Origin of the sequence: Vibrio cholerae (assembly GCF_008369605.1) — a bacterium.
Classification (GTDB): domain Bacteria; phylum Pseudomonadota; class Gammaproteobacteria; order Enterobacterales; family Vibrionaceae; genus Vibrio; species Vibrio cholerae.
Window position 1 is genome coordinate 2,385,570 of record NZ_CP043554.1, and the last position, 17,385, is coordinate 2,402,954.

General features: G+C 48.2%; 16 protein-coding genes. 5 read left to right on the top strand and 11 right to left on the bottom strand.

Annotated features, from left to right (window positions below):
• Window positions 1–59: 59 nt before the first annotated feature.
• The 3 genes from zapG to degS all read left to right on the top strand — a co-directional run bounded on the left by zapG (window position 60) and on the right by degS (window position 3,232).
• Window positions 60–497, top strand: coding sequence for a Z-ring associated protein ZapG (zapG, locus tag F0316_RS11020; RefSeq protein ID WP_001145863.1), 438 nt, complete (start codon window positions 60–62; stop codon window positions 495–497).
• Between the two features lie 131 nt (window positions 498–628).
• Window positions 629–1,996 (top strand): DegQ family serine endoprotease, encoded by a 1,368-nt coding sequence (locus F0316_RS11025; RefSeq protein WP_000743136.1) that lies wholly within the window; start codon window positions 629–631, stop codon window positions 1,994–1,996.
• Window positions 1,997–2,173: 177 nt separating this feature from the next.
• Window positions 2,174–3,232 carry an outer membrane-stress sensor serine endopeptidase DegS gene (gene degS, locus F0316_RS11030; RefSeq protein ID WP_000911599.1) on the top strand — a complete coding sequence of 353 codons (1,059 nt, stop codon included), beginning with the start codon at window positions 2,174–2,176 and terminating at the stop codon, window positions 3,230–3,232.
• Between the two features lie 120 nt (window positions 3,233–3,352).
• On the opposite strand, the gene rplS is transcribed toward degS, so the two are convergent.
• The 5 genes from rplS to ffh form a co-directional block, all read right to left on the bottom strand.
• Window positions 3,353–3,706 (bottom strand): 50S ribosomal protein L19, encoded by a 354-nt coding sequence (gene rplS, locus F0316_RS11035; RefSeq protein ID WP_000065250.1) that lies wholly within the window; start codon window positions 3,704–3,706, stop codon window positions 3,353–3,355.
• A gap of 41 nt (window positions 3,707–3,747) precedes the next feature.
• Entirely contained in the window at window positions 3,748–4,491 is a 744-nt protein-coding gene (trmD, locus tag F0316_RS11040; RefSeq protein WP_000270017.1) for a tRNA (guanosine(37)-N1)-methyltransferase TrmD, read from the bottom strand.
• A gap of 27 nt (window positions 4,492–4,518) precedes the next feature.
• Window positions 4,519–5,073 carry a ribosome maturation factor RimM gene (rimM, locus tag F0316_RS11045; RefSeq protein WP_000061906.1) on the bottom strand — a complete coding sequence of 185 codons (555 nt, stop codon included), beginning with the start codon at window positions 5,071–5,073 and terminating at the stop codon, window positions 4,519–4,521.
• A gap of 27 nt (window positions 5,074–5,100) precedes the next feature.
• The gene (gene rpsP, locus F0316_RS11050; protein ID WP_000256449.1) at window positions 5,101–5,349 is read right to left on the bottom strand and encodes a 30S ribosomal protein S16; all 249 of its coding nucleotides are present in this window, start codon (window positions 5,347–5,349) and stop codon (window positions 5,101–5,103) included.
• 235 nt (window positions 5,350–5,584) lie between these two features.
• On the bottom strand, window positions 5,585–6,970 hold the full coding sequence (gene ffh, locus F0316_RS11055) for a signal recognition particle protein (RefSeq protein ID WP_000462715.1): 1,386 nt from the start codon (window positions 6,968–6,970) through the stop codon (window positions 5,585–5,587).
• 212 nt (window positions 6,971–7,182) lie between these two features.
• Between ffh and F0316_RS11060 the strand changes: the two genes are divergently transcribed.
• On the top strand, window positions 7,183–7,977 hold the full coding sequence (locus F0316_RS11060) for a cytochrome C assembly family protein (RefSeq protein ID WP_000369278.1): 795 nt from the start codon (window positions 7,183–7,185) through the stop codon (window positions 7,975–7,977).
• An 82-nt stretch (window positions 7,978–8,059) separates the two neighbouring features.
• Window positions 8,060–9,340: an HlyC/CorC family transporter gene (locus F0316_RS11065; RefSeq protein ID WP_000340990.1), complete on the top strand. Its 1,281-nt coding sequence runs from the start codon at window positions 8,060–8,062 to the stop codon at window positions 9,338–9,340.
• A 69-nt stretch (window positions 9,341–9,409) separates the two neighbouring features.
• Here the strand turns inward: F0316_RS11065 and luxS are convergent, their stop codons facing one another.
• From luxS to F0316_RS11095, 6 genes are all read right to left on the bottom strand, one after another.
• Window positions 9,410–9,928, bottom strand: a complete 519-nt coding sequence (gene luxS / locus F0316_RS11070; protein WP_001130227.1) for an S-ribosylhomocysteine lyase — start codon at window positions 9,926–9,928, stop codon at window positions 9,410–9,412.
• Between the two features lie 246 nt (window positions 9,929–10,174).
• Window positions 10,175–11,746 (bottom strand): glutamate--cysteine ligase, encoded by a 1,572-nt coding sequence (gene gshA / locus F0316_RS11075; protein WP_000032609.1) that lies wholly within the window; start codon window positions 11,744–11,746, stop codon window positions 10,175–10,177.
• 111 nt (window positions 11,747–11,857) lie between these two features.
• The gene (locus tag F0316_RS11080; protein ID WP_172626017.1) at window positions 11,858–14,713 is read right to left on the bottom strand and encodes a M16 family metallopeptidase; all 2,856 of its coding nucleotides are present in this window, start codon (window positions 14,711–14,713) and stop codon (window positions 11,858–11,860) included.
• Between the two features lie 9 nt (window positions 14,714–14,722).
• Complete coding sequence (locus F0316_RS11085) at window positions 14,723–15,184, bottom strand: YqaA family protein (RefSeq protein ID WP_000895360.1); 462 nt, start codon at window positions 15,182–15,184, stop codon at window positions 14,723–14,725.
• Window positions 15,178–16,128 (bottom strand): NADP-dependent oxidoreductase, encoded by a 951-nt coding sequence (locus F0316_RS11090; RefSeq protein WP_000428699.1) that lies wholly within the window; start codon window positions 16,126–16,128, stop codon window positions 15,178–15,180. The genes F0316_RS11085 and F0316_RS11090 overlap by 7 nt, the downstream gene beginning before the upstream one ends.
• A gap of 122 nt (window positions 16,129–16,250) precedes the next feature.
• Window positions 16,251–17,381 carry a sodium ion-translocating decarboxylase subunit beta gene (locus F0316_RS11095; protein ID WP_000348843.1) on the bottom strand — a complete coding sequence of 377 codons (1,131 nt, stop codon included), beginning with the start codon at window positions 17,379–17,381 and terminating at the stop codon, window positions 16,251–16,253.
• Window positions 17,382–17,385: the final 4 nt, after the last annotated feature.

The window sequence follows — 17,385 nt, forward strand, 5'->3', positions numbered from 1 at the left end:
TCGTACATGTGTAACCGATGGGTAAAAAACATGTTAAATAACAACAATAAGGAGCTGTTATGCCTTGGATCTATGCCATTGCTGGATTGCTAGTGGGGATTGCTGTCGGGATGCTGATTGCTCGTTTGACTACCCCTCAATATAAGACGCAGAAGAACCTGCAAAAAGAACTCGAGAGCGCAAAATTCACCTTAGAGCAACAGCGCCAAGAACTGTCTGATCACTTTGCGCAGACAGCAGAAATGCTCGATACCCTAGGAAAAGATTACACTAAGCTGTATCAACACATGGCGAAAACCGCCACCGATTTGATCCCCAATTTACCTGAGCAAGATAACCCATTCAGTAAATTGGCTCAGCAAAAAGAAGAGAGCAAACAGCCAGAAGAGCTCGAACAACCACCTAAAGATTATGCATTGGGTGCCACAGGACTTTTGCGCGGTGAAGAAAAAGCGATCATTCGCTCAGCGGATTTGCTTAACGCCAAAGCCAGCTAATCGATTCCCGCTACTTTACGGTGAACTTTGTAAAGGTTTTTGAGTCATAACTCACAGACTGTCAGTTGAAGTTTCTTGAAATGGACATATTTTCTACTTCAACCGGACGTTAATTTGTTGAGGAGCTTATGATGAAAAAACCTTTACTTGTTTTAACTGCTCTGTCTCTTAGTTTGAGCGCGATTCTCTCGCCTTTGCCTGCAACTGCAGCGCTTCCTCTCTCAGTCAATGGAGAGCAGATTCCTAGCCTAGCCCCGATGCTTGAAAAAGTCACACCCGCCGTGGTGAGCATTGCTGTGGAAGGGACTCAAGTTTCAAGACAGCGTCTGCCGGATCAGTTTCGTTTTTTCTTCGGACCGGATTTTCCGACCGAACAACTCCAAGAGCGGCCTTTCCGTGGCTTAGGTTCTGGGGTCATCATTAGCGCTGATAAAGGGTATGTCGTTACTAACTACCATGTCATTAATGGTGCTGAAAAAATTCGCGTCAAACTGTATGACGGTCGCGAGTTTGATGCAGAACTTGTCGGTGGTGATGAGATGTCTGATGTCGCCTTGCTCAAGCTAAACAAAGCGAAAAACCTCACCGAGATCCGTATCGCGGACTCCGATAAACTGCGAGTCGGTGATTTTGCAGTGGCCATCGGTAACCCATTTGGCTTAGGGCAAACAGTGACCTCTGGCATTGTCTCAGCGTTAGGGCGTAGTGGTTTGAATATCGAAAACTTTGAAAACTTCATCCAGACCGATGCCGCCATCAACAGCGGCAACTCAGGGGGCGCTCTGGTTAACCTTAATGGTGAACTCATCGGTATCAACACCGCGATCCTTGGTCCAAACGGTGGTAACGTCGGTATAGGTTTTGCTATCCCATCCAATATGATGAAAAATCTGACCGATCAAATTCTTGAGTTTGGTGAAGTTAAACGCGGCATGCTGGGCGTGCAAGGCGGTGAAATCACTTCCGAACTGGCTGACGCGCTCGGCTATGAATCCTCAAAAGGTGCTTTTGTCAGCCAAGTGGTTCCTGACAGTGCTGCGGACAAAGCGGGCATCAAAGCGGGTGACATCATTACGTCGCTGAATGGTAAAAAAATCGATACCTTCTCTGAGCTACGCGCGAAAGTCGCGACCCTAGGCGCAGGAAAAACCATTACTCTTGGAGTGCTGCGTGATGGTAAGAATCAAAATATTGATGTAACGCTTGGGGAGCAGCAAAATGCCAAGACCAAAGCAGAATCACTGCATCAAGGTTTGAGCGGCGCGGAGTTAAGCAACACCACTGACAGCGATCCTATTCAGGGCGTTAAAGTTACTGAGGTTCAAAAAGGCTCTGCCGCTGAATCTTACCAGCTACAAAAAGACGACATTATCATTGGCGTGAATCGTAAGCGGGTGAAAAATATCGCCGAGTTGCGTGCGATTATGGAAAAATCACCGAATATTTTGGCATTGAATATCCAACGTGGAGAGAGAACGCTTTACTTGGTTGTTCGTTAATTATCACTCAGCGTTACCGCTCATTGAGCGGTAACGCTTTCTTTCCCTCAAAAAATCCCCAAACTTGCACAAAAACTTATTCATAAGCTACAGATGCAACTTTGGCGAAATGCCTTTCCAGTGTTATTCTTGCCCACTCGCAGTGAGGAATTTAGTCAATATTGAGTTGGGGAAACTATGCTGAAATTTTGGGTTCGCTCAATCAGCCTTGGGTTGTTGGCTGCGATTGCCATTATTATGGTGACACCCTCACTACGCGCCAAATTAATGCCCGTTGTCGAACAACCACGCAACATCGGCGCTCTACAAATCTCATTTAATGAAGCGGTACGCAAAGCCGCCCCTGCCGTCGTCAATATTTATAACCGTAAATACAGCGAAAATGATCGCCGTAAACTCTCGATTCAAGGTTTAGGATCCGGTGTCATTGTCAGCGAAAAAGGCTACATCATCACCAACTACCACGTCGTCGCGCAGGCCGATCAAATTGTCGTTGCTCTACAAGATGGGCGAGCCGCAGCAGCACAATTGGTGGGAAAAGATCGCCGTACCGATATTGCCGTATTACGCGTAGAAGGCACAGGCTTACCGGTAATTCCACTCAATCCAGATTACCATCCCAAAGTCGGGGACGTGGTGTTGGCGATTGGTAACCCTTACAACTTAGGGCAAACCACGACTTTCGGAATTATCTCGGCTACCGGACGTTCATCCATCAGCGCTGATGGTCGCCAAGCCTTTATTCAAACTGATGCCGCAATCAATGACGGCAACTCAGGTGGTGCATTGGTCAATACCCAAGGTGAACTGGTCGGCATCAATACCGCCTCTTTTCAACAAGCCACCGATCTCGAAACTTACGGGATTTCGTTTGCGATTCCCTACTCTTTGGCCAGTAAAATTATGACCAAAATCATTGCTGATGGCCGCGTGATCCGCGGTTATATTGGCGTCGACGGTCAAGATATTAACTCGATGACATCACGTTTGCTGGGGAATGAGCATGTCGGTGGGATCATTATTTTAGGGGTTGACCCGAATGGACCCGCAGCCCGAGCAGGCTTTCTGGAGCAAGATATTTTGCTGAAAATCGACGGTAAAAAAATTAATGGTCGCCAGAATGTCACAGATACCGTCACCGATCTTCGCCCCGGCACTGTGGTGGATTTCACCCTACTGCGTAAGGGTGAAGAGATTGTACTCCCAGTTACGATTGGTGAAGACACTCGTGATTAGACGAGTGTGATTCTGAAAGGTTCCACTCATCGACGATGAGACCTCGACGTTAAAAAATGGAGCACAAAAAAGCGGAGCCCTTGGGCTCCGCTTTTTACTACGAGAACGAGAGTTCTAGCATTACTTCTTAGCCAGCTTCTCTTTGATACGAGCAGCTTTACCAGATAGGTCACGCAGGTAGTACAGTTTGGCACGACGTACTGCACCGCGACGTTTAACTTCAATGCTATCAACTACTGGAGAGTGAGTTTGGAACGTACGCTCAACACCTTCGCCGTTAGAGATTTTACGAACGGTGAATGCTGAGTGCAGACCACGGTTACGGATTGCGATTACGATGCCTTCAAAAGCCTGTAGACGCTCACGGTCACCTTCTTTTACCTTAACTTGAACCACAACAGTGTCGCCTGGTGCAAATTGAGGCAGGTCTTGTTTCATTTGCTCTTGTTCTAGAGCCTTGATGATGTTACTCATTGTCTAAATTCCTAGAATAAACTGATACTAAATTTAATAGGTTACTGATGACGAGTCTCTTTAATGTACTCGGTCAGTAATTGTTCCTGTTCGTCAGTCAGAGCTAGGTTTTCCAGGAGCTCCGGTCTTCTAAGCCAGGTACGGCCAAGCGACTGCTTGAGTCGCCAACGACGAATGTCCTCATGATTGCCGGATTTCAGTACCGCTGGCACTTCTTTTCCGTCCAATACCTCGGGACGCGTGTAGTGAGGGCAATCCAGCAAACCATTGGCAAAAGAGTCTTCTTCTGCTGACGCGAAATCCCCTAATACTCCCGGAATGAACCGCGAGACAGAATCAATCAACGTCATGGCTGGGAGTTCCCCACCCGTCATTACAAAATCACCAATTGACCATTCTTCGTCAACTTCAGATTCAATAATGCGTTCATCTACCCCTTCATAGCGACCGCAAATCAGAATCAGATTCTGGTTTTGCGCCAGCTCTTCCACACCTTGTTGGTCGAGTTTTCGACCTTGCGGAGAGAGGTAAATGACTTTCGTCTTACCCGGTGACGCTTGTTTCGCAGCATGGATGGCATCGCGCAAAGGTTGCACCATCATCAACATGCCGGGACCGCCACCGTAGGGTTTATCATCGACAGTGCGACGTTTGTCATGAGCGAAATCACGAGGATTCCACGCTTCAACTGACAACAACCCTTTTTTAACCGCCTGACCTGTTACTCCAAAATCGGTAACGCTGCGGAACATTTCAGGAAATAGGCTAACGATGCCAACCCACATGTTTCCTCGCTTATTCGATTTTAAGAGTTAAAACGCAGGATCCCAGTCAACTTCGATCCGTTGAGCTTGGCGATCAACAACTTTGATCACTTGCTCTTCAAGAAACGGAATTAACCGTTCCTTTTGGCCGAAAGCATCTTTCAGATTCGCTTTCACCACGAGAACATCGTTGGAGCCTGTTTCCATCATATCGGTTACCACGCCAAGGTCGTAGCCGTTAGTGGTCACTACTTGCATTCCAAACAATTCACGCCAGTAGAACTCATCTTCTGACAATTCTGGTAGTGATGCGGGGTCAATGGCAATTTCAAAGTTAGTCAGCAGATGTGCATCTTCGCGGACATCAAGCCCTTGAAGTTTTACCACCCAACCTTTGTTGTGGCGTTTCCAGCCTTCTACTTTGTATTCCACCCACTCGCCCTTTTGGTCAATATACCAAGGGCTGTAATCAAAAATACTTTCTGGATTGTCTGTGTAGGAAAAAACTTTAAGCCAGCCACGAATGCCGTAAGAAGAACCTAATTTTCCCACAACCAATTTTTCGTTTTGCTTGCTCATCGTCTCTTTACCTTTCATCGACATAAACTAGTTACTACTTAACAGTAATAATTAAGCCGCTTTTTGAGCGGTTTTAACTAGCTGTGCTACGCGATCAGACAGAGATGCGCCTTGTGAAACCCAGTGGTTCACGCGATCTAGGTCTAGACGCAGGCCTTCTTCTTGACCAGTAGCAGTAGGGTTAAAGAAACCTACTTTCTCGATGAAACGGCCAGTTGCTGAGTTGCGGCTGTCAGCTACAACGATTTGATAGAATGGACGCTTTTTCGCGCCGTGACGTGCCAAACGAATGGTTACCATGTCGTCCTCTTTGCTTTTCAAAAATAAAATTAACCCCGAAAACCACTTTGCAAAAAATTCACAAAATCAGTTTAGGGTCTCGTGCCAAAATAAAGCCTCGGGATTTTACTCTTATTCCGAGGCTTTGCAAGGGGTTTAGCTACTTTTTCGCCAGCTTAAAGCGCTACAAATTACCGTGATTCAGTTAACAAATTGGAAAGTTCACTGAACACTCAAGCGGTTGCGTGCGAGTGAATTAACGACCGAAGAAACCGCCGCCGAAACCACCACGGCCACCGCCGCCCATCAGGCCTTGCATGTTACGCATCATGCCTTTCATGCCACCTTGTTGCATTTTCTTCATCATCTTCTGCATCTGGGTAAATTGCTTGAGCAGGCGGTTTACGTCTTGCACTTGGGTACCGGAACCCGCAGCAATCCGCTTTTTGCGTGAGCCTTTGATGAGGTCTGGGTTTTGACGCTCTTTCATGGTCATTGAGTTGATGATGGCTTCCATCTGTTTGAAAACGCGATCATCCACTTTGTCTTTCATATCCGCAGGCAGTTGAGACATTCCGGGCAGTTTATCGAGCATCCCCATCATGCCGCCCATGTTTTTCATCTGACCTAACTGCTCACGAAAGTCTTCTAAATCAAAACCTTTCTTCTCTTTGAATTTTTTCGCGAGTTTTTCGGCTTTCTCTTGGTCAACGTTGCGCTGCAGATCTTCAATCAGCGACAGTACATCGCCCATACCAAGAATGCGTGAAGCAATACGATCCGGATGGAAAGGCTCTAAGGCATCGGTTTTCTCGCCGACACCGATAAACTTAATCGGTTTACCGGTAATATGGCGTACCGACAACGCTGCACCGCCACGGGCATCACCATCGACCTTGGTTAGAATCACCCCGGTCAGTGGCAATGCATCGCCAAAGGCTTTCGCGGTATTGGCGGCATCTTGACCCGTCATGGCATCGACCACGAACAGGGTTTCAACCGGATTGATCGCTTTATGCAGCGCTTGGATCTCCGCCATCATCTGCTCATCAATCGCCAAACGACCTGCGGTATCGACAATCAATACGTCGTAGAATTTCTTCTTGGCGTGATCAATTGCGGCATTCGCGATATCGATCGGTTTTTGATCCGGTGATGATGGGAAGAAATCAACGCCTAAATCGTTGGCTAGGGTTTCGAGCTGTTTGATCGCCGCAGGGCGATACACGTCAGCGGAAACCACCAACACTTTTTTCTTATCACGCTCTTTTAGGAGCTTAGAGAGTTTACCAACGGATGTGGTTTTACCCGCACCTTGCAAACCGGCCATCAAAATAACCGCTGGAGGCTGAGCGGCAAGATTCAAGGCTTCGTTGGATTCGCCCATCACAGCTTCAAGTTGCTGGCGGACGATTTTGATGAACTCTTGACCCGGAGTCAGAGATTTGGAAACTTCGACCCCCACCGCGCCTTCTTTAACGCGATTGACGAAATCACGAACGACAGGCAGCGCAACGTCCGCCTCTAACAGCGCCATGCGCACTTCGCGCAGGGTATCTTTAATGTTGTCTTCAGTAAGACGACCTTTGCCGCTGATATTTTTCAGCGTTTTGGACAATCGATCGGTTAAATTCTCAAACATCTTTTTTCTCTTCGCTAAGCGGCGATAAATTGGCGTGAGTATACCTTAGACAAACGGGCAGGCATACCCGTTACCCAATGCTCACATTCACGAATATCATTTTGAGCCATATTTTGTGCTCTAACCTCTCAAAAACGAAGGTGATACAAAGTAGCCCATTAGCACAGAGCAAGGTATAATTCGCCCACTTAACCCTTATCTATGTGGCAGGTATGGACAACTTAATCGCGATTGCCGCGGCGATGTTATATCTCTTGTCGATTGCGACCATCGTACCCGGGCTGGTCAATCAAACCGGGATCCGAGCAAAAACCGTGTTTATCAGTGCAGCGATTGCACTGCTGTTTCATGGCTGGTTACTGAGTGATTTGATCCTACACAGCAGTGGGCAAAACCTGAGTATCCTTAATGTGGCTTCTTTGATTAGCTTCATCATCTCTTTAGCGATGAGCTTAGCCATGTTCAAAACTCGCCTCTGGTTTTTGCTGCCTGTTGCCTACAGTTTTTCTGCCATTAACCTTTCTGCAGCCACATTCTTACCGGGAACTTTTATTACCCATTTGGAAAGTGATCCCAAACTGCTGCTGCACATCTCTTTAGCGCTATTTTCTTATTCAACATTGAGCATCGGAGCCTTGTATGCGCTGCAGCTTGCTTGGCTCGACCATAAGCTGAAAAGTAAAAAAGTCTTCTCTATCAACCCTAATTTACCGCCTCTGCTGCTGGTTGAGCGTCAGTTATTTAAGATCATTTTGATTGGTAACTTGCTGCTCACAGGTACCTTGTTGACTGGTTTTATCTTTGTGCAAGATATGTTTGCCCAAGGCAAAGCCCATAAAGGCATCCTCTCGTTTGTCGCATGGATTGTATATTCTATTTTGCTTTGGGGTCATTACCGTAAAGGCTGGCGCGGTAAAAAAGTGACTTGGTTTGCGGTCGCAGGCGCTACGTTACTCACCTTGGCTTACTTCGGTAGCCGTTTTGTACGTGAAATCATTCTGCGCTGAACAAGATTCATCGAGCTGTCATTTGACACTCGCAATACATTCAGCCTTTAATTAGAACTCTGTCATAAGGAAAATTCGCGTTTTGGACGACATATCAACGGGTATCTTATTTGCGCTACTCGCGTGTCTCATCATTATTTCCGCCTATTTCTCCGGTTCTGAAACCGGCATGATGGCTCTCAACCGTTACCGTTTAAAGCATTTGGCCAACAGCGGCCATAAAGGTGCTAAACGTGTTGAAAAGCTACTGGATCGTCCAGATCGTTTGATTGGCTTAATCCTGATTGGTAACAACCTCGTCAATATCCTCGCCTCTGCGATTGCCACCATTATCGGTATGCGCCTGTATGGCGATTTAGGTGTCGCAATTGCCACGGGGGCCTTAACTTTAGTGATTCTGGTGTTTGCCGAAGTCACGCCTAAAACTCTAGCCGCGCTTTACCCAGAGCGAGTCTCTTACGCCAGCAGCGTGTTACTGACGATTTTGATGAAGCTGCTTTCACCTTTGGTGCTGTTCGTTAACTTGATGACCAATGGTTTGATCCGTATTCTCGGCATCTCGCCGAAACATGGCAAAGGCGATCATTTAAGCTCAGAAGAGTTACGTACTGTGGTGAATGAAGCGGGAGGACTCATCCCTCGCCGCCACCAAGATATGCTGCTGTCGATCCTCGATTTAGAACACGTCACCGTCAACGACATCATGATCCCGCGTAATGAGATAACGGGGATCAATATCAATGATGATTGGAAGTCGATTGTGCGTCAGTTAGTCCATTCACCACATGGGCGAGTCGTACTGTACCGTGACAAGATTGACGAAGTGGTCGGGATTTTGCGTTTACGTGAAGCCTCACGCTTTATGCTTGAGAAGAACGACTTTAACAAAGAGATGCTGCTGCGCGCTGCGGATGAGATTTACTTTATCCCTGAAGGTACTCCGCTTAACGTTCAACTGCTCAAATTCCAACGTAATAAAGAACGCATTGGTTTAATCGTGGATGAATACGGTGAAATCATTGGTTTAACCACGCTCGAAGATATTTTGGAAGAGATTGTCGGTGAATTTACCACATCCATGTCTCCAAGCTTGGCCGATGAAATTACTCCACAAGGTGATGGCAGTTTCTTGATTGAAGGCAGCGCCAATATTCGTGACATTAACAAGAGCCTAAAATGGAAGCTTCCTACCGATGGACCACGAACCTTAAACGGTTTGATTTTGGAGCACCTTGAAGAGATCCCAGCGAGCCATCTGAGTGTGAAAGTGGCACAGCACAAAATGGAAATCCTCGAGCTGGAAGAGAATCGGATTAAGTTGGTCAAAGTTTACCCAAGAAAAACCAAAGTCAGCTTGGTTTAAGTTAAGCACTCAAACAAAAGCCCGAACTCAACTTCGGGCTTTTGTATTTTTAACGTGTACAGAACCGACTTAGTGAACCTTGAGCTCATTGAGCATAGATTCGGGCAGCGCCAACTCATCGTTACGGTTAACCGAAATACCTGCCGCAATCACGTTTTTCGCAATCGCTTTGGCTTCTTCGAGCGAGTGCATCGCCGCAGTGCCGCACTGGTACTCATTCAGCTCAGGAATTTGCTCTTGGCTTTCGACTTTCAACACATCTTGCATTGCGGCTAGCCATGCTTGTGCCACTTGCTGTTCTGTCGGCGCACCAATCAAGCTCATGTAGAAACCTGTACGGCAACCCATTGGTGAAATATCGATGATCTCCACTTGGCTGCCGTTAAGGTGATTGCGCATAAAGCCCGCGTAGAGATGCTCTAGAGTATGGATACCGCGCTCAGACAAGATATCTTTGTTTGGCATAGTAAAACGCAAATCAAATACGGTAATCGTATCCCCTTTTGGGGTTTGCATGGTTTTGGCAACACGCACCGCCGGTGCATTCATACGGGTATGATCGACGGTAAAACTGTCTAATAATGGCATTTCCTTTCTCCCTTTCTGGCTCGCTTACTGCGCACCACTAAAACTAAATTAACTCACCGCCTGTCAGTATACCCAAACGACTTGGAGCTGCAGGTAGGCGACAAGTAAGTGACAAATTTGTCTGGAACAAATTTGCACAGCCATCGGCTGCCTTTGGTGAGAGCCAAGGATGGCTCTCATAATCCCCATGAGCATAGGCAAACTATGTGATTGGGGTGAACGAACGTAGCCAACACCGCTGCAGCTTCAAGTAGGAAGGGTATAGGCAAAATATTGCGTTAGGTAAGCATCAAAATTGAGCGTCTCTTTCGCTTCAATGTCGGCTTGGGCTTGAGTTGAGCGGCGGACTTCCTGCTCCATCTCATCTTGTGAGTAGAACTGGTATTGGTGCTGTAAATTGACCGCTCGGTACTCGTTACCTAACGCGCAGCCTGTTTTACCTAAGCCGCCGTGCTGTTTAATTTCTGCTAGGATTTGTGCCGAGAGCGTCAGCTCAGGATTTTCGATCCAAGTCTCTAGTTTGGCACACACCGCTTGGTAGGCATCGCCGCCGAGAGCGGCATCCATAGTTTCAGCAATCACACGCAGATCGGCAAACACACGCTTCGCCCACGCTTGCAAGGTCAACACTTCACCATGGCAGCCAATTTGCAGTTCTAAGCCAGGCTTGCGACCTTCCAGTACCACTTTACGCCAGTTGTCGCGCCAACAAGCCAGTTCACAGCCATCCATAGGATCAGAATCTGACAGCGCTGTCCATGCTAAGAATAGGTCGAGGAAACGAACCTGATCTTCATTAATTCCAATCGGGCTAAATGGGTTCACATCGAGCGAGCGCACTTCAATATATTCCACCCCTGCACGCGCTAGGGCTTGCGAAGGCCGCTCGCCACTTTGTGTCACACGTTTCGGACGAATCGGCGCATACAGCTCATTTTCAATTTGCAGTACGTTGCTATTGAGCTGGCGATATTCTCCCTCTACTTTCACACCCAGTTTGGCAAACTCGGCTGAGGGGGTGCGGATCGCTTCATTCAACCCTTGCAGATACTGCTCTATGCTATTGAAACCAATTTGCAGCACACTTTGCGCGCTGTTGGTGTAGCCCAAATCGCTTAGACGCAGCGAGGTGGCATAAGGCAGATACAAGGTTTTACCAATAGACTCGAACGGCAGATCGGTTTTGCGACCTTGTAAAAAAGACGAGCAGAGTGCGGGGGAAGCGCCAAACAGATATGGGATCAGCCAACCAAAACGGTAGTAATTACGAATGACACCAAAATAGGCCGCAGATTTACTCGCTTGACGAGCCGACTCTTCTTGCTCACCAAACAAGGCATCCCAGAAACTTTCTGGGAATGAAAAATTGAAATGTACTCCGGAAATAATCTGCATCAGGCTGCCATAACGACGCTTGAGCCCTTCACGGTACAAGGTTTTCATTTTTCCAGTGTTCGACGAACCGTATTGTGCCAGCACTATCCCCTCTTCACTGCCAACGTAGCAAGGCATGGAGAGAGGCCAAAGTTTTTCATCGCCCAGCTTGGTCTGCGCGAAATGGTGAATATCCGACATCTGCGCCAGCAGAGTATCGACTTCATGCGAGACAGGGGTGATGAACTCCAGCAAGGACTCCGCAAAATCTGTGGTGATCCAACGGTGAGTTAATGCCGCTCCCAGTGCTTTCGGGTGTGGCGTTTGCGTGAGAGCACCTTCCGGCGTGTAACGCAGCGATTCGCGCTCCAATCCACGGCTAAACTTTTGAAATACTTCTGGTTTGTTTGCAACTGTTTGTAGTCGCTCGGCAAATTTACTCAAAATACGCTTCGCTTATGTAGGTGGTTCCAGTCGCACGCCGCCTGTTAAGCGTAGTGCTTAAGCAGCATAGCGAGTTTGGGGCGCAATCCGCCCCACTATTAAATGTGTACTCTAACGGATGATTTCAAGCTCTTCTAGCGGAATGCCTAACTTTTCCAACTGCGGCTTGAGTCGCTTGGCATCGCCCACCACAATAATTTGGTAATCCTCAGGATTGAACCATTTGGCCGCCAGCTCATTGAGTGTTGAGCGATCAACGCTTTTCACTATCTCATTACGTTGCTGCAGATAATCGCGATCTAAACTGTACGTCAGAATACTGGAGACAAGTTGAGCTTTCTGCGCGGGTGTTTCATACATCAGCGCATCTTGTTGACCGACAGCGAGACGTAAAAATTTCATCTCTTCCTCGCTCATCCCCGCTTGGCTGAAATGACGCATCTCTTTGATCATTTCTTGAATCGCTTCAACGGTCACATCCGCACGTACTGGAGCGTTAAATACAATGGCTCCAATCTCACGGTTACTGGCAAAATAGCTTCCTGCGCCGTAGGTATATCCTTTGTCTTCACGCAGATTTTGGTTTATCCGGCTATTGAAGTTACCCGCTAAGTTAAAATTCGCCAATTGAGTTAAGTACAGCTCACCTGTGGCATCAAAAGGAAACCCTTTACGCACCATACGTATGATACTTTGCGGCGCTCCCGGCTTATCCACTAAATAGATTTTCTGCTTAGTTAACGTTGGCACTACTTGTGGGTTAATCAGCGGGGCCGCTTCGCCTTTCCAATCGGCAATAAACTGCAACTGCTGACGAATTTCTCGCGCACTGATATCCCCCACTACCGCAATTTGTGCGCCATGCGGGGTGTAATGTTGACGGTAGAATTGCTTCACATCCTTCAAGGTCAAGGCAGAGATAGAAGCTTGCGTACCATCACCGGAGCGGGCAAACAAACTCTCTCCCCATAAGACTTGGCGGGTGGCTTGCGATGCTAACCAGCTCGGTTGCTGGTGTTGGTAAACCACGCCTTGCAACATTTGCTGCTGTAAACGTGCAAAATCACTCTGTTTGAAAGCAGGTTTGAGCAGCATCTCTTGGGTGATTTGCAACGTCTCCGGCAAGTTTTTCTTCAAACTCGATACCACAATGCTGGTTGAATAGGCTCCCGCCACGACTTGAATGCTTGAGCCGAGTTTATCCAGTTGCGCTTGAATGGCTTCGGCGCTACGGTTTTGGCTGCCTTCTTGCAGCAGGCTAGCGGTTAAGTTAGCCAAGCCTTCTTTCCCCATCGCAACTTGACGCTCGCCCGCAGGCAATTGAATTTCAATCAGTACTGTCGGTGTTTCACGTGTTTGCGTGCCAAGCAATTGTACGCCGTTGTCAAAATAGACATCGTACAGTTTAGGTAAACGTGGCTGAACCGCTTGTGCCACTTGCGGCATCTGCGAGCGATCAAAGCTGTCTTTGACTTCGCGATAGGCAAGCTGCTCGTCACCAATTTTTTGATATTCCGGCAGTTGACGTTCAGGAGTGATAAAGGTTGCCGGACGTACCGCAAAGTCCGTTTTGCCTTTTGCCACTACACTGAGTGTCACTTTCGGCTGGCCATCCAGATAGCGAGTGAATACCTGCTGCACCGACTCTGGTGTCACTGCGCGGATTTTCTCTAGCTGACTTTCAATGCGATCTGGCTGGTCAAAGAAGGTTTGATTGGCCGCCAATTGGCTGACTTTGCCTTTGACACTCTCTAGCGCAAATACAGCACTAGCCTCTTCTGAGCCGATGATCTGTTCTAGACGCGAAGCAGAGACGCCCTGCTGCTTAAACTTTTCCAGCACTTGCAGGGTTTCTTGATACAGTGGGGCGAGCTTACCTTTGGCTCCCGAGGGAGCCATGGCATACACATAAAAGGTACAGGCGAGTTCAGCACAGTCTTGGAATGCGCCCGCATCAACCGCCTTTTGAGTTTTCACCAGCTCTTGATAGAGCAGGCTGTTGTTGCCACTACCTAGGGCACTGGCTAGAGCATCCAGTGCGACTTGATCCTCTGCGCCCAAATATTGCGTTGGCCACCCTATGAGCAGCATCGGCTGCTGCACACGATCTTCCAACGTAATAAAACGATCTTCACTCAACCGTGCTGGCTGCTTCGGTGCATCTACCACATCTGGGCCTTTCGGGATCGAGCCAAAGTATTTTTGAACCCAAGCTAAGGTTTGTTTAACATCCAGATCGCCACCTATGGTTAACACCGCATTATTTGGGCCATACCAACGTAGGAAAAAGGCTTTTAAATCATTGACATCAACTCGGTCTAAATCACTGACATAACCAATCGTTTGCCAAGAATAAGGGTGCCCTTCGGGATAAAGCGCTTCACCCATTTTTTCCCACATCAAGCCATAAGGGCGGTTGTCATAATTCTGAGCGCGCTCATTTTTCACGGTATCACGCTGGATCTCAAACTTGCGCTGCGAAACCGCATCGAGCAAAAAGCCCATTCGATCCGCCTCAAGCCACAACATTTTTTCTAATTGATTGGCAGGAACCGTTTCAAAATAGTTGGTACGGTCGCGGTTGGTGGTGCCATTGAGCGAGCCGCCCGCTTCAGTGATCAAACGAAAATGCTGCTGATCGCCGACATGTTTAGAGCCTTGGAACATCATGTGCTCAAAGAAATGAGCAAAGCCCGATTTACCAATCTCCTCACGAGCGGAACCCACGTGATAGGTTACATCAACATGCACCAAGGGATCGGAGTCATCCGGTGAAAGGATCACGGTCAGTCCATTATCCAAACGATACTTCGAGTACGGGATCATGACTTTACCCGGTTCGGCTTTCACCTCTTCGACCAAGGTGACGCCTTTCGGCAAAGAAGAAAACAGCGGCAACGATGAGTCAGAACTACTGCATCCCGCTAATAACAAAAGAGAAAATCCAAACAACGCGACTTTTCTCATCACATCTCCTTAAAACAAACCGTAATACAACGCAGCAAGCAATGAATAACGCAGCGCCTTACCAATCAAAATCATCAAAAATGCAGGGAGTACGTTTAAACGCAGCCAACCTGCCGCTAAACAGAGTGGGTCACCAATAATAGGCAACCAACTCCCAAGCAACGCCCAATAACCGTAACGCTGCAACCAGAGCTTGGCTTTATGACCTTGTTTTTGTGAATCAGTTCGATGCGGCAGCCATAAACCTAACGCGTAGTTGGTCATGCCACCTAAAGTGTTACCGGCCGTTGACACCGCAACGATGAGCCAAACCGGATGTTGAGCGAGCGATAAACTCGCCAACAACGCCGCTTCTGAGCCGCCCGGTAATAATGTTGCACTGAGAAAACCACTCCAGAACAGTAAGCTCAGCGGCGATTCAGCAAAGAGAGAAGTGAGTAGCGCAGAAGAGCCATTCCACCACTCTAGCATTTCATATCAAGAAGCAACTTGCCTCGCGTGTGTCCGGATTCAATCTGCTCATGGGCTTGCGCGGCGTCTAACAATGAATAGATGTGCTGAATTTCGATTTTCAGTAGCCCAACACTGACCATATACAGCATGGTATCGAGCTGCTCTGGATTCGGATCTACCAACATGCCCGTAGCTTCAAAACCGAGTAGCTTGGCTTTTTCGCAGATAAGCTCGGCGGTTAACGTCGGTACAGTAATGACGCGAGCGTTATCTTTTAGGCATTTAAGCGCATCCAACGCCGCCTCTCCCCCCACCAGATCGATCAACACATCCACCTCTTCTAAACGCTGAGAGACGGGCGCAAATTGGTAATTGATCGCATGAGCGCCAAGCGTGGCCAGATAGTCTAAATTCGCTTCACTGCAAGTGGTAAATACTTCAGCCTTAGCAGCCAGTGCAATTTGCACCGCGATATGCCCAACGCCACCCGCCCCCGCAAGAATTAACACACGTTCACCTTCTTGGACTTGCGCTTTGCTCAAGGCTTGCGCGGCGGTTTGCCCCGCAAGGGGCAGTGCAGCAGCCGCTTCGAGCGTTACTGCATCAGGCACTACACTCAGTTCTTGTTCTGGCACGCAAACATACTGACTGTAACCACCACCGCGCAATGGGAAACCAATAAATCCCGCCACATTATCCCGCTCTTTAAGGCGGCTAACTCCCTCGCCTAACGCCACAACTCGTCCGGAGATATCGTAACCGGGTGTCCACGGCAGTTTGTCTTTATTTTGTGCTGCCGCCCATCCTAACCCCGCCCGGGTTTTCACATCGATAGGGTTCACACTCGCGAAAGCAACTTTCACTAATACTTCACCCGCTTTGGGCGTTGGAATTGGCGCACTTTGCATGGCCAACACATCCGGTGTACCAAATTGGGTAATGACGATTCGTTTGTTTTCCATTTCCACTATCCCTATCGCGCGAATAAAAAGGGATGCCGAAGCATCCCTTTGAATATATACCAATTTCTTTTAAGTCGTTAACTTTGCATCGCCATTTTGCGCAAAGTGCAACCAACTCATGCTTAACCCACTAGAGCCAGCAACACACCCGCCGCCACTGCTGAGCCCAAAACACCAGCCACATTTGGCCCCATGGCATGCATCAATAAGAAGTTTTGCGGGTTGGCCTCTAGGCCCACTTTATTGACGACTCGAGCGGCCATAGGTACCGCAGAAACACCCGCAGCACCGATCAGTGGGTTGATATCCTCTTTGGAAAATTTATTGAGGATCTTCGCCATGATCACTCCACCCGCCGTACCAATACTGAAAGCAGCGGCGCCGAGTGCCAAAATGCCTAAGGTTTCCAAATTGAGGAAGGTCTCGGCTTGCAATTTAGAGCCGACCCCCAAGCCTAAGAAAATGGTGACGATATTGATCAGCTCGTTTTGCGCGGTTTTGGACAAACGATCCACCACACCCGCTTCACGCATCAGATTCCCCAAACAGAACATGCCGACCAAGGGTGTTGCCGCAGGCAAAAACAGAATGGTCATTAGCAGCACCACGAGTGGAAACACGATTTTCTCGGTTTTACCCACGTGGCGTAGCTGAGCCATCTTGATTTTACGCTCTTCCGGCGTCGTCAAGGCCTTCATGATCGGTGGTTGAATAATCGGAACCAGCGCCATATAGCTATACGCAGCGACCGCAATTGCCCCGAGCAAATCCGGCGATAACTGGCTGGCAAGGAAAATGGCCGTTGGACCATCCGCTCCACCAATGATTGCAATCGACGAGGCATCAGCCATAGAGAATTCCATGCCCGGTACAAAGTTGAGCAAAATGGCACCAAACAAGGTAGCAAAAATGCCTAACTGAGCCGCAGCGCCTAACCACAAGGTTTTCGGGTTGGCAATCAGTGCACCGAAGTCCGTCATCGCTCCCACGCCCATAAAGATCAGCAATGGGAAAACGCCTGACTCAATACCGATATGGTAAACGTAGTACAGCAAACCACCGGGCTCGGTAAATCCTGCATTAGGAATATTGGCTAACACCGCACCAAAACCAATCGGCAGCAGCAATAACGGCTCAAAGCCTTTACGAATGGCCAGAAACAGTAACGTACAGCCGACCAAGATCATGATGATCTGTTCTAGCTCAAAATTGGCAATCCCTGTCTCTTGCCATAAGGTGATTAATCCGTCCATGACT

Bases quoted from the DNA above. Each gene is read 5' to 3' on its own strand.
- F0316_RS11085 (WP_000895360.1), bottom strand. From the start codon at position 15,184: ATGCTAGAGTGGTGGAATGGCTCTTCTGCGCTACTCACTTCTCTCTTT.
- luxS (WP_001130227.1), bottom strand. From the start codon at position 9,928: ATGCCATTATTAGACAGTTTTACCGTCGATCATACCCGTATGAATGCA.
- F0316_RS11090 (WP_000428699.1), bottom strand. From the start codon at position 16,128: ATGGAAAACAAACGAATCGTCATTACCCAATTTGGTACACCGGATGTG.
- F0316_RS11095 (WP_000348843.1), bottom strand. From the start codon at position 17,381: ATGGACGGATTAATCACCTTATGGCAAGAGACAGGGATTGCCAATTTT.
- zapG (WP_001145863.1), top strand. From the start codon at position 60: ATGCCTTGGATCTATGCCATTGCTGGATTGCTAGTGGGGATTGCTGTC.
- F0316_RS11025 (WP_000743136.1), top strand. From the start codon at position 629: ATGAAAAAACCTTTACTTGTTTTAACTGCTCTGTCTCTTAGTTTGAGC.
- rplS (WP_000065250.1), bottom strand. From the start codon at position 3,706: ATGAGTAACATCATCAAGGCTCTAGAACAAGAGCAAATGAAACAAGAC.
- F0316_RS11060 (WP_000369278.1), top strand. From the start codon at position 7,183: ATGGACAACTTAATCGCGATTGCCGCGGCGATGTTATATCTCTTGTCG.
- trmD (WP_000270017.1), bottom strand. From the start codon at position 4,491: ATGTGGGTTGGCATCGTTAGCCTATTTCCTGAAATGTTCCGCAGCGTT.
- F0316_RS11080 (WP_172626017.1), bottom strand. From the start codon at position 14,713: ATGAGAAAAGTCGCGTTGTTTGGATTTTCTCTTTTGTTATTAGCGGGA.
- rimM (WP_000061906.1), bottom strand. From the start codon at position 5,073: ATGTCGATGAAAGGTAAAGAGACGATGAGCAAGCAAAACGAAAAATTG.
- degS (WP_000911599.1), top strand. From the start codon at position 2,174: ATGCTGAAATTTTGGGTTCGCTCAATCAGCCTTGGGTTGTTGGCTGCG.
- ffh (WP_000462715.1), bottom strand. From the start codon at position 6,970: ATGTTTGAGAATTTAACCGATCGATTGTCCAAAACGCTGAAAAATATC.
- rpsP (WP_000256449.1), bottom strand. From the start codon at position 5,349: ATGGTAACCATTCGTTTGGCACGTCACGGCGCGAAAAAGCGTCCATTC.